Below are 11,732 nucleotides of genomic sequence, written 5' to 3' on the forward strand. Positions count from 1 at the left end.
AACGGCGCGCGGTGCTTTGGTGCAGTTCCGCCGCCAGTTCGGCCTCTTCAGGGTCGGTGTTGCCCCCGCGCTCAGGCGTGTCTTCGACGCGCGCCGCGGGCTTCGTCTTGGGCGAGGCCGCCTCGGCGGGCTCCCCGTCATCATCCTCATCGTAGACTTCCTCGTCGAGCTCCGCCTCGGTATGGGCTGCGGGCGAATGTTCCAGCAGCAGCGCCATGATGTCGGTTCGGGTCAGAATACCCACGAGCCGTCCGCTTTCGGTCACGGGCACGACGCGCGCCTCGCGCCGGGCCAGCCGTTCGAGCAATTCGCCCACCGGCGTGTCGCCCTCGACGGTCTCGATATCGGTATGGAAGATCGCGCGGACCTCGGCCTCAGGGGGCGCCGCGCGGAACCGCAGCGGGCGGCGCAGGATGTCGAATTCCTTGAACAGTTCCTCCAGTGCGTCGTGCTGATCGACCACGCCGAGGTAATAGCCGGAATTGTCGACCACCGGCAGCGTGTGCACGTTGAGCGCGGTCATCTTGCGCACGATCTCAGACAGCGGCGCTTCGGGGCTGACGGTGACGGGGTTCTGCGTCATCAGATCGCGCACATGCGTATCGGCGAGAAGGGACTCGGCGGCGCGGTGTTCGGCCACCGCCATCAGCCGCGCCAGATCGGCCGGGTCCATATTGGCCGATTGGTTGAACTCGACCAGCAGGTTCGACAGGTCGCGCTGGCTCAGCGAGCGGGCCGGGCCGCGGGCGCGTCCAACATGGGCCGGGTGATAGGCGAGCGGGCGCGTCGGATAGGAGATACCGAACAGCCGGTTCCAGATCATCGCGAACCCGATCATCAGCACGGTCATCACCGCGATCGGGAAGATTGCGAAATCGAAGCCGAGCCGACGTCCCGCCTCGTGTTCCAAAACTACCAGCAGCGCAATCCCGGCCGCGGGCGGATGCAGCGCGCGCGCGGCCATCATCGCCGCAATCGACCCGCCCACCGCGAGCCCGTCCGCATAGGGCGGCGGCGTCACCATCAGCACCGCGACCGGCACCACGGCGGAGATCATCATCCCCATCATCGCGGACCAGGGCTGCGCCAGAGGCGAATTCGGCAAAACGAACAACAGCACCGCCATCGAGGCGAAGCTGGAGACGAGGTAGATCCCGGCCTGTCGCGAATGGGGCAGGGTGGCCACAAGGAAGGTCACGGCGAGGATCGCCACGCCCGCGCCCACCGCGCCGCGCAGAATGTCGACCGCGGGCCTGCGCCCCATGGAGGGACCAAAGCGGCGCAACTGGCGGCGGACATTCTTGGGCAGGTGTGAGATCGGCATCGGTTCGCTGGGGTTAACTTGCGTCAGGTATCGCGCCTGGCACGCGCGGATGCAAGCGCGGGGGGTGACGATGGGCGTCTGACGTCTTGCCTTCACGCGCGGCGCGTCTATGGTCGCACGCGAATTCTCAGGCGGGACGAAAACGGGGAGAGCGCGATGGCCGGACCGATAGACAAGACGTTGCGCGCGGCGAAGACGCACGCGAAAAGCGGAGCCTACGCCGAGGCCGAGGCGCTTTATCGCGAGGTGCTGGCAAGGTTTCCCGGCAACAAGCGAGCGCAGGCCGGGCTGGCCGAGATCGCGCAGTCGCGCGCGACCCGCCCGATGAACCCGCCGCGCCCGGTGATCGATCAGCTCTTCGGGCTGAAGAAGTCGGGCCGTGATCGCGAGGCCGCCGAGGCTGCAGCTCGCGTCCTCAAGCAATTCCCGCGTGCACCGGTCGCGATGGAGGTCCGTGCAGCGGCGCTCTCGGCTCTGGGCGATCATGAGGGCGCGGCGGCGCTTTATCGCGAACTGGTGGGCATGTTCCCCGACGCGCCCGACGCGCATGGCAGCTACGGCAACGAATTGATGGCGCTGAACCGCGACGACGAGGCCGTAGCCGAGTTTGAGCGTGTGCTCGAATTGCGCCCCGGCGACGCGGTTGCGCTAAACAATATCGGCAATGCCAAGCGCCGCGCTGGGGAGCAACAAGAGTCACTCGAGATGTATCGCGCCGCTCACGAGGCCGCGCCCGATTTCGTCGAGGCGGAGCTTAACCTCGCCAACGTTTTGGTCCTGAGCAAGAAGACGCAGGAAGCGGAACGCCATCTGTCCGAAGTGCTCAGGAAATTGCCCGACAATTATCGGGCTCTGAAGACGATGGGCGATGTGCGACATGAGCATGGCGACAAGCCCGGCGCGGTTGACTATTACAAGCGCTCGCTTGCGATCAATCCGGATGATGTCGAGACGATCGCTTCCCTGATCATGACGACGCGTATTTCCGAAGGCGCCCCTATCGTCGCGCGTCTTGAAGCCCTGCTCGAGGCGCCGGAGCATCACGATAGGCTACGGGTTAAGCTCGAATTTGCGCTCGGAAAAGCCTACGAGGATATCGGCAATACCGAAAAATCTTTTGCTTTCTACGCGCGCGGCAACGCGCGGCGCAAAAATCTGCTGGGCTACACGATCGAGCAGGACGAGACGCTGTTCGCGCAAATCAAGCAGGCCTTCCCGACCGCGCCCCCAGCTATCCCCGAGGTGCCGCAAGATGGCCCCGCGCCGATCTTCATCGTCGGCCTGCCGCGCTCCGGCACGACCCTGACCGAACAGATTGTGAGCGCTCATCCGATGGTCGCGCCGGGCGGTGAAATGACTGAACTGGGCGGTGCGATGTCCAGACTTGACTGGACGAACTCTGAGGACTTCCGTGCAAAGGCGGACGAAATCCGCGCAGAATATCGTGAGGCGCTGCGCGCGCATGCCAACGGCGCGCCCTTCGTGACCGACAAGATGCCACTAAACTTCCGCTGGGTCGGACCAATTCGCGCGCTATTCCCTGACGCCAAGATCGTTCATCTGCAACGCGACCCGCGCGCCGTGATCTGGTCGATCTACCGGTTGAATTTCGCGTCCGACGGCAATGCCTACGCCCATAGCCTCGACGATCTCGTGGACTATCGGGCACTGCATCAGGACCTTTCCGCGCATTGGAAAACGCTCTTCGGCGAGACGATCTACGATCTGAACTACGAACAGCTCGTGGAGAACCCGGAGACGGAAATCCGCGCGCTGATCGATTATCTCGAATTGCCCTTCGACGAGGCTTGCCTGCGTCCGCAGGACAACAAGCGCATCGCGCGCACCGCCTCGCGCGATCAGGTGGTCAAGCCGATCTACAAGGGCAGCTCGCAGGCTTGGGAGAAATACGCGCCCTATCTGGAGTCGGCGTTCGCGAAGCTCGATTGAGCCGTGGGGTTGCGCCTTCCGGGAGGCTCACTAAATTGTGAGTGTCCTTAGGTAAGCCTCCCCCGATTCCCGAGCGGTCTCGTTTTCTTTCCTTAGGTGCCCCTTGCGAGTGCGCTGCGGTAGGTCCTCTGCCGTGCTCGTGATGGCGTGGCGCTCGCGATGTTCGGGTGGGCGATTTTGCGAGTGAATGCCAATGGCCGTGTCCGTCGAGAAGATGCTGCTTGCTGCGCGTGGTCACGCGAAGCGCGGGGAAATTGCGCAGGCCGAGGCGCTTTACCGCGAAGTGCTCGGGCGCTTTCCCGGCAACAAGCGCGCGAAAGCGGGGCTTGAGGCGCTGGAGCAGGCCAGTAAGGCGAGACCCGCTGCGGGGCCGCCGCGCGCGCTGGTTCAGCAGTTGATGGGGCTGATGCAGACTGGGCGCAATCGCGAGCTGGTCGACCAGGCGAACCGCGCGCTGCGGATCCATCCTGACACCATACTGTTGCTCGAATTCCGCGCGGCGGGGCAGGGGGCGCTGGGGGACCACGCCGGGGCGGCCGGGACCTATCGCCGCCTGATCGCCTTGCGTCCTGATCACGCCGACACGCACGGCAATCTGGGCAATGAGCTGATGGAACTGGGCGAGCACGAACAGGCAATCGCCGAGTTCGAGCGCGTGTTGGCGCTGCGTCCGGGCGATCCGGTCGCGCTGAACAATGAGGGGAATGCTCTGCTCGCGCTCGGGCGGCATACCGAAGCGCGCAAATGCTTCGAGGCCGCGGTGGAAGCGACCTCGAGCGATGTGAATATACTCAACAATCTCGGCAATCTGATGCGGTCACAGGGCGATTTCGCCGAGGCGCGAGCCCGCTTGGAAAAGGGCCTGTCGATCGATCCGAGCCATGTTTTTGCGCTGAACAATCTTGGTAATATACTGCTTGCCGAAGGCGACATGGTCGGGGCGCAGGTGCGGTTCGAGGCGGCGCTGGCCGCTGACCCGAGGTATGCCGAGGCCTGGTGGAACCTCTCGCGCCTGCATCGTTTCGCGCCAGATGACCCGCTGCTGGAGCAACTTGAGGCGCAGGTCGCGGCGCAGGGGCAATCGGCGCATGATCAGATGTTGCTCGAATTTGCTCTCGCTAAGGCGCTGCATGATGTGGGCAGCACGGACCGGGCCTTCGCGCTCTGGCGTTCGGCCAATGCAAGCCGCAAAGCAGAGCTAGGCTACGGTATCGCACAGGATCGCAAGCTCTTTTCGCAGCTGCGCAGGCGTTTTGACACGCCTCATCCGCCGATCCCCGAGACCGAGGCCGACCGGGCTGCTCCGGTGCCGATCTTCCTGCTGGGCCTGCCGCGTTCGGGTACGACGCTGGTCGAGCAGATCGTCACCCAGCACAGTCAGGTCGCGCCCGGTGATGAGATCGCCACGCTGGATCGCGAGATGAGCGCGCTCGACTGGAGCGACCCGGAGGCTCTGACTCGAGAGGCGGGGCGCATTCGCGCCGCCTATTACGAGACGCTTGCCGGGCTGGCCGATGGCGAACCCTTCGTGACCGACAAGATGCCGCTCAATTTCCGCTGGATCGGCGCGATCCGGGCGCTGTTTCCGCGCGCGCTGTTCGTCCATGTCCATCGTGATCCGCGCGCGACGCTCTGGTCGATCTATCGCAACTTCTTTTCCAGCGCGGGGAATGGCTACGCGCATGATCTGGACGATCTCGTAGCCTATCACGGGCTCTATCGCGATCTGATGGCGCATTGGGCGACGCAGCCCGGCACGATCGTCGATTGCGACTACGAGGCGCTGACGGAAGACCCCGAGGCGCGCAGCCGTGCGTTGATCGAAGCGCTCGGGCTGCCTTGGGAGGATGCCTGCCTGCGCCCTCAGGACAACGCCCGCACGGTTGCGACCACGTCGAACACGCAGGTGCGCAAGCCGATCTACAGGGGCAGCTCGCAGGCATGGGAGAAATATGCGCCCCATCTCGAGGCCGCTTTCGCGAAGCTCGACTAAGCGCTGGCTTGCGGCGGGCAGCGCGCGCGCTAATCTGCCCGGACCTCTAGGAAAGCCCCGCGATGCCCGACCTGTCCCATCTCCTCGCCTTCGGTGCCGTGGCGCTCGCCATGGTGCTGAGCCCCGGTCCGAACATGATCTATCTGGTCTCGCGCACGATCTGTCAGGGGCGGCGCGCCGGGCTGATCTCGCTGGGCGGGGTGGCGCTGGGTTTCGTCTTCTACATGCTCTGTGCGGCCTTCGGGATCACTGCGATCGTGCTCGCCGTGCCCTATGCCTATGACGCGCTGAGGATTGCCGGGGCGCTCTATCTGCTCTGGCTGGCATGGCAGGCGGTGCGACCGGGCGGGCGCTCGGCCTTCGAGACCCGCGAGTTGCCGATCGACGGGCCGCGCAAGCTGTTCGTGATGGGGTTTGTCACCAACCTGCTCAATCCGAAGATCGTGGTGATGTATCTGTCGCTGCTGCCGCAATTCATCGAGCCCGCGGCGGGATCGGTGCTGGCGCAGTCACTGGCGCTTGGCGCGGTGCAGATCGTTATTTCGGTGAGCGTCAACGCCGCGATCGTGCTGGGCGCAGGCGCAATGGCCCGTTTCCTCGCGACGCGCCCGCTCTGGATGCGGGTGCAACGCTGGGCGATGGGGACGGTGCTCGCCGCGTTGGCTTTGAGCGTGTTGCGCGACGCGCGGCGGTGAGGCCTAGAACCGGTCCTTGCGGGCGCGCGCTTCGGTGAAGACCTCGACCGGCGTCGCGCTTTCGGGCAGGCCGAGCGCCGCGCGCAGTTTCGGATCGTCGCCGCGCAGGAACGGGTTGGTCGCTTTCTCCAGACCCAGTTCGACCGGAACGGTGGGGCGGGCCTGAGCGCGAATGGCGCGGACATTCTCCATCCGGGCCAGGAGATCCGGGTTCTCCGGTTCGATCGAGAGCGCGAAGCGACCATTTGCCTCAGTATATTCATGCCCCGAACAGACCAACGTCTCGTCGGGCAACTCGCTAAACCGCGACAACGTATCGTACATCTGCTGCGCCGAGCCCTCGAAGAGACGTCCGCAGCCCCAGCTCATCAGGCTGTCGCCGGAAAACAGCAGACCGCCCTCGGGGAAGTAATAGGCGATATGGCCGACCGTATGCCCATCGGCGGGCAGAACCTCGACATGCTCCATCCCGATCGCGAGCTTTTCGCCGGGGCTGACCTCCTGATCGAGCTTGGGCAGACGATGCGCATCCGCCTTGGCCCCCACGATTTTCGCCCCCGTCGCCGCTGACAATGCCTGAACGCCATCGATGTGATCGGCGTGATGATGCGTCAGCAGAATCAGGTTTGCTTTCCAGCCCCGTTCGTTCAGCGCCTTCAGAACGGGCGGCGCTTCGGGAACGTCGATCACGGTGGTTGTGTCCGTCGCCGCCTCGTGCACGACATAAGCATAGTTGTCGGCGAGACAGGGAATGATGAGAAGCTCAACGGCCATGGTGTTTTCTACCGCTTTGATTATCTTGGCACATAGCTAAGCCGAAGGAAGCGAAAGGCGCAATGCATCTCGACGTACTCGACCTGCGGAATTTCTACTACCGAACTCAGCTAGGCCGTGCGGCGCAGCGGGCAATCCGAGATCGGGTTGTTTCCATGTGGCCCGCGACGGGGCCGCAGATGGCGGGGCAGACGGTGGCGGGCTACGGCTTCGCGGTGCCGCTGTTGCGTCCCTACCTTGAGCCCGCGCGCCGGGTGATCGGGTTGATGCCGGCCGAGCAGGGCGTGATGCCCTGGCCTGCGGGGATGCCCAATGTCTCGGTCCTGTGCGACGAGGCACGCTGGCCGCTCGAGACGGGCCGGGTGGATCGGTTGATCGTGATGCATGGGCTCGAGACCTCCGACAATTCCGAAGCCTTGATGCAGGAATGCTGGCGGGTGCTGGGGCCGGGGGGCAGGGCGCTGTTCATCGTGCCGAACCGAGCCGGGCTCTGGGCGCCGCGCGAAACCACGCCCTTCGGCTTCGGCAAGCCCTACACGCTGGGGCAGCTCGATCAGCTCGCGCGCCGGTCCGGCTTCGTGCCCGAGCGCCATACCGGTGCGCTCTATATCCCGCCGAGCCATCGCCGCTTCTGGTTGCGCTCTGCTGCGATGTGGGAACGGCTGGGCACCAAGGCAGCGGGCGTGCTGGCGGCGGGCGTGGTGATGCTCGAAGTCTCCAAGCAGGTCCATGCGCGCCATGATTCCGGCCTGGGCGCGCGGGTCCGCAAACCGCTGTCGATTCTCGAAGGGGCGGTAAAACCGGCGACGGACCCGGCCTGAGGCCGAAGTAATTCCGCATGCGCGTCAGATCGTCGCCACGCAACAATCACGTTCGCGTACCGCGCTTAGCGCAACTCTCCTGCGTTCCGTCGCGGGCGGCGAATAATTATCGGACCGCCAACGCGTATTGAGGTGAATCACCCCCGCGCGGCATTCCGTGATCAACCGGTCCAAATTCCTGTTAGCGCCCACAAAATCCTCCCCTCCCTGTCACCTTCCCGCGACGAAGGGCAGATTGGAGGCCTTCTGCTCACATTCTCGTGCTCAAGATGGTTGCGAGGGGGGGATTGCTCTGCTAGTGACCTCCCCGATAAGCGGCGCGGAGGGCATGTCTCAAGCGCGCCGGGGGAGCGCCCCATGGCCTGTTCCGGGTCGGGGCAAAACGCATCGGAAGGGTGGACGTGTCCGAACCAGCTTCGATTTCCGCAAGCATCGCCGGCCGCTATGCGCTGGCCATTTTTGAACTCTCGCGCGAAGCAAATGCCCTCGCCGCGCTCGAAGCCGATGTCTCCGCGCTGTCGGAGGCGCTGGCTGGCTCTGACGAGCTGCGTGAGGTGATTGCATCGCCGGTCTACACGCGCGACCAGCAGGCAGCTGCAATCGGCGCTCTGGCAGCCAAGATGGGTCTGTCGGACCCGATGAAGAACGGCCTGCAGCTGATGGGCGCCAAGCGTCGTCTCTTCGTGCTGCCGCAGCTGCTCAAGGCGCTGTCGGATCTGATCGCGGACGAGAAGGGCGAAGTGACCGCAGATGTCACCTCGGCCAGCAAGCTCAGCGCCGCACAGGCCAAGAAGCTCGCCGAAGTGCTGAAGAACCAGACGGGCAAGACCGTCAAACTGAACACCGCCGTCGATGAAAGCCTCATCGGTGGCATGATCGTAAAGCTGGGCTCGCGCATGGTCGACACGTCGATCCGTTCGAAGCTCGCTTCTCTCAAGAACGCCATGAAAGAGGTCGGATAAATGGGCATCCAAGCAGCTGAGATTTCTGCGATCCTCAAGGAGCAGATCAAGAATTTCGGGCAGGACGCCCAAGTGGCCGAAGTCGGTCGCGTGCTGTCGGTTGGCGACGGTATCGCGCGCGTCTACGGGCTCGACAACGTCCAGGCCGGTGAGATGGTTGAATTCCCCGGTGGTATCCGCGGGATGGCACTGAACCTCGAGACCGACAACGTCGGTGTCGTGATCTTCGGTTCGGACCAGGACATTAAAGAAGGCGACACCGTCAAGCGCACGAACTCCATCGTGGACGTGCCGGTCGGTGAAGCGCTGCTCGGCCGCGTGGTCGACGGTCTCGGCAACGCGCTCGACGGCAAAGGCGCCATCGAAGCGAAAGAGCGTCGCGTCGCCGACGTGAAAGCTCCGGGCATCATCCCGCGTAAATCGGTTCACGAGCCGATGGCGACCGGCCTCAAGTCGGTTGACGCGATGATCCCGATCGGCCGTGGCCAGCGCGAGCTGATCATTGGCGACCGTCAGACCGGTAAGACCGCAATCGCGCTCGACACCATTCTGAACCAGAAGTCGTATAACGACGCCGATCCGTCCAACAAGCTGCACTGCTTCTACGTCGCGATCGGCCAGAAGCGCTCGACCGTGGCGCAGCTGGTGAAGAAGCTCGAAGAGACCGGTGCGATCGAATACACCACCGTGATCGCCGCGACCGCGTCGGACCCCGCGCCGATGCAGTACCTCGCGCCCTACACCGCGACCGCGATGGCGGAATACTTCCGCGACAACGGCATGCACGCGCTGATCATCTATGATGACCTCTCGAAGCAGGCTGTCGCCTATCGCCAGATGTCGCTGCTGCTGCGTCGCCCGCCGGGCCGCGAAGCATATCCGGGCGACGTGTTCTACCTGCACTCCCGCCTGCTGGAGCGTTCGGCGAAGCTGAACGAAGACTTCGGCGCCGGTTCGCTGACCGCTCTGCCGGTCATCGAAACCCAGGGCGGCGACGTGTCGGCCTTCATCCCGACCAACGTGATCTCGATCACCGACGGTCAGATCTTCCTCGAGACGGAACTGTTCTACCAAGGTATCCGTCCCGCCGTGAACACCGGTCTGTCGGTGTCGCGCGTTGGCTCGTCGGCTCAGACGAACTCGATGAAGACCGTGGCAGGCCCGGTTAAGCTGGAACTGGCACAGTATCGCGAAATGGCGGCCTTCGCTCAGTTCGGCTCGGATCTCGACGCCGCAACCCAGAAGCTGCTGAACCGCGGTGCGCGCCTGACCGAGCTGATGAAGCAGCCGCAGTATTCGCCGCTCACCAATGCGGAAATCGTGGCCGTCATCTTCGCCGGCACCAACGGCTTCCTCGATAGCATCCCGGTCTCCGAGGTCGGCAAGTTCGAACAAGGTCTGCTGGATTACCTGCGCAACTCGCGCAAGGACATCCTCGACTGGCTCACGAACGAGGATCCGAAGATCAAGGGTGACGCGGCCGACAAGCTGAAAGCCGCTATCGACGAATTCGCCAAGACCTACGCGTGATTGGCCTGAAAGGACAGGGACATGCCCAGCCTTAAGGACCTTAAAAACCGGATCGGAAGCGTCAAGAACACGCGGAAGATCACCAAGGCGATGCAAATGGTCGCCGCCGCGAAACTCCGCCGCGCCCAAGAGGCGGCGGAGGCCGCGCGCCCCTATGCCGAACGGATGCATGCCGTGATGGCCGGGCTCGCGGGCTCGGTGCAGGGATCGGACAATGCGCCGCGCCTGCTCTCGGGGACCGGCTCGGACAAGGTGCAGCTTCTGGTGGTCATGACCGCCGAACGCGGCCTGTGCGGTGGCTTCAACGCCAATATTGCGAAGCTCGCGCGCCAGACGGCTGACAAGCTGCTGGCCGAGGGCAAAGAGGTGAAGATTCTCACCGTCGGCAAGAAAGGCCGCGATGCGCTGCGCCGTGAATACGGCGAGTACTTCATCGGCCACGTCGATCTGAGCGACGTCAAGCGCCTGAGCTATGACGACGCGCAGAAGATCGCCCGCGACCTGATCGGTCGCTTCGACAATGGCGAGTTCGACGTCGCGACGATCTTCTTCTCGATCTTCGAGAGCGTGATCGCGCAGCGCCCGACCGCGAAGCAGATCATCCCCGCTTCCTATGAACCGGAAGAGGGCGAAGAAACGCCGAGCGTCAATTACGACTACGAACCCAGCGAGACGCAAATCCTCGAGGATCTGCTGCCGCGCGGGGTCGCCACGCAGATCTTCACGGCTCTGCTGGAAAACGGTGCCTCGGAACAAGGTGCGCGGATGTCAGCGATGGACTCTGCGACGCGCAATGCGGGCGATATGATCGACAAGCTGACGATCGAATACAACCGCACGCGCCAGGCCGCGATCACCAAGGAACTCATCGAAATCATTTCGGGCGCCGAGGCGCTCTGACGGAACCGGAGAAAGACAGACATGGCAAGCAATGGTAAAGTGACCCAGGTCATCGGCGCCGTCGTCGACGTGCAGTTCGACGGCGAGCTGCCTGCGATCCTCAACGCGCTGGAAACCGAGAACAACGGCAAGCGCCTCGTTCTCGAAGTGGCTCAGCACCTCGGCGAAAACTCGGTGCGCACCATCGCAATGGACGCGACCGAAGGTCTCGTGCGCGGCGCCGGCGTGAAAGACACCGGCAAGCCGATCTCGGTGCCGGTCGGCAACGCGACCCTCGGCCGCATCCTGAACGTGATCGGCGAGCCTGTGGACGAGAAGGGCCCCGTGGAAGCGGAAGAAACCCGCGCCATCCACCAGCCCGCGCCGAACTTCGAGAGCCAGGCGACCGCCTCGGAAATCCTCGTGACCGGCATCAAGGTCATCGACCTGCTCGCACCCTACTCCAAGGGTGGTAAGATCGGCCTGTTCGGCGGCGCTGGCGTCGGCAAGACCGTTCTGATCATGGAGCTGATCAACAACATCGCGAAGGTGCACTCGGGCTACTCCGTGTTCGCCGGTGTGGGCGAGCGGACCCGTGAAGGGAACGACCTCTACCACGAGATGATCGAATCCAACGTCATCAAGCCCGACGATCTGTCGAGCTCGCAGGTGGCTCTGGTCTACGGCCAGATGAACGAGCCTCCGGGTGCGCGTGCGCGTGTCGCTTTGACCGGCCTGACCCTGGCAGAGCAGTTCCGCGACCAGTCGGGCACCGACGTTCTGTTCTTCGTGGACAACATCTTC

Annotated in this window: 9 protein-coding genes and 1 pseudogene; 8 read left to right on the forward strand and 2 right to left on the reverse strand. The window is 64.0% G+C overall.

The genetic code is table 11. The features are described from left to right. Nucleotides 1–1,324: HPP family protein (locus tag B3D39_RS05810; RefSeq protein WP_286789501.1), on the reverse strand; the 1,324-nt coding region annotated here is incomplete at its 3' end. Nucleotides 1,325–1,480: 156 nt separating this feature from the next. Between B3D39_RS05810 and B3D39_RS05815 the strand changes: the two genes are divergently transcribed. The 3 genes from B3D39_RS05815 to B3D39_RS05825 all read left to right on the forward strand — a co-directional run bounded on the left by B3D39_RS05815 (nt 1,481) and on the right by B3D39_RS05825 (nt 5,962). Beyond that, nucleotides 1,481–3,274 (forward strand): sulfotransferase, encoded by a 1,794-nt coding sequence (locus tag B3D39_RS05815; RefSeq protein ID WP_274963428.1) that lies wholly within the window; start codon nt 1,481–1,483, stop codon nt 3,272–3,274. A gap of 193 nt (nt 3,275–3,467) precedes the next feature. Continuing rightward, nucleotides 3,468–5,267: a tetratricopeptide repeat-containing sulfotransferase family protein gene (locus B3D39_RS05820; protein ID WP_274963429.1), complete on the forward strand. Its 1,800-nt coding sequence runs from the start codon at nt 3,468–3,470 to the stop codon at nt 5,265–5,267. Between the two features lie 62 nt (nt 5,268–5,329). Then, on the forward strand, nt 5,330–5,962 hold the full coding sequence (locus tag B3D39_RS05825; RefSeq protein ID WP_274963430.1) for a LysE family translocator: 633 nt from the start codon (nt 5,330–5,332) through the stop codon (nt 5,960–5,962). Nucleotides 5,963–5,965: 3 nt separating this feature from the next. Here B3D39_RS05825 and gloB read toward each other — a convergent pair whose 3' ends face one another. Beyond that, entirely contained in the window at nt 5,966–6,736 is a 771-nt protein-coding gene (gene gloB, locus B3D39_RS05830) for a hydroxyacylglutathione hydrolase (protein WP_274963431.1), read from the reverse strand. A gap of 62 nt (nt 6,737–6,798) precedes the next feature. On the opposite strand from gloB, the gene B3D39_RS05835 reads away from it, so the two are divergent. From B3D39_RS05835 to B3D39_RS05855, 5 genes and pseudogenes are all read left to right on the forward strand, one after another. Beyond that, nucleotides 6,799–7,557, forward strand: coding sequence for a class I SAM-dependent methyltransferase (locus B3D39_RS05835; protein WP_078519404.1), 759 nt, complete (start codon nt 6,799–6,801; stop codon nt 7,555–7,557). Nucleotides 7,558–7,958: 401 nt separating this feature from the next. Beyond that, nucleotides 7,959–8,519, forward strand: coding sequence for a F0F1 ATP synthase subunit delta (locus B3D39_RS05840; protein ID WP_078546650.1), 561 nt, complete (start codon nt 7,959–7,961; stop codon nt 8,517–8,519). Then, on the forward strand, nt 8,520–10,049 hold the full coding sequence (atpA, locus tag B3D39_RS05845; RefSeq protein ID WP_078539506.1) for a F0F1 ATP synthase subunit alpha: 1,530 nt from the start codon (nt 8,520–8,522) through the stop codon (nt 10,047–10,049). A 21-nt stretch (nt 10,050–10,070) separates the two neighbouring features. After that, nucleotides 10,071–10,949: a F0F1 ATP synthase subunit gamma gene (locus tag B3D39_RS05850; RefSeq protein ID WP_078570272.1), complete on the forward strand. Its 879-nt coding sequence runs from the start codon at nt 10,071–10,073 to the stop codon at nt 10,947–10,949. Between the two features lie 21 nt (nt 10,950–10,970). Beyond that, nucleotides 10,971–11,732 (forward strand): annotated as a pseudogene (locus tag B3D39_RS05855) (F0F1 ATP synthase subunit beta); the annotation flags it as partial.

This window comes from Thioclava sp. UBA3469, assembly GCF_002378135.1.
GTDB lineage: Bacteria > Pseudomonadota > Alphaproteobacteria > Rhodobacterales > Rhodobacteraceae > Thioclava > Thioclava sediminum.

What these genes read in the sequence shown, in the direction of transcription:
- B3D39_RS05815 (WP_274963428.1), top strand. Translation starts at nt 1,481, where the DNA reads ATGGCCGGACCGATAGACAAGACGTTGCGCGCGGCGAAGACGCACGCG.
- B3D39_RS05820 (WP_274963429.1), top strand. Translation starts at nt 3,468, where the DNA reads ATGGCCGTGTCCGTCGAGAAGATGCTGCTTGCTGCGCGTGGTCACGCG.
- B3D39_RS05825 (WP_274963430.1), top strand. Translation starts at nt 5,330, where the DNA reads ATGCCCGACCTGTCCCATCTCCTCGCCTTCGGTGCCGTGGCGCTCGCC.
- gloB (WP_274963431.1), bottom strand. Translation starts at nt 6,736, where the DNA reads ATGGCCGTTGAGCTTCTCATCATTCCCTGTCTCGCCGACAACTATGCT.
- B3D39_RS05835 (WP_078519404.1), top strand. Translation starts at nt 6,799, where the DNA reads ATGCATCTCGACGTACTCGACCTGCGGAATTTCTACTACCGAACTCAG.
- atpA (WP_078539506.1), top strand. Translation starts at nt 8,520, where the DNA reads ATGGGCATCCAAGCAGCTGAGATTTCTGCGATCCTCAAGGAGCAGATC.
- B3D39_RS05850 (WP_078570272.1), top strand. Translation starts at nt 10,071, where the DNA reads ATGCCCAGCCTTAAGGACCTTAAAAACCGGATCGGAAGCGTCAAGAAC.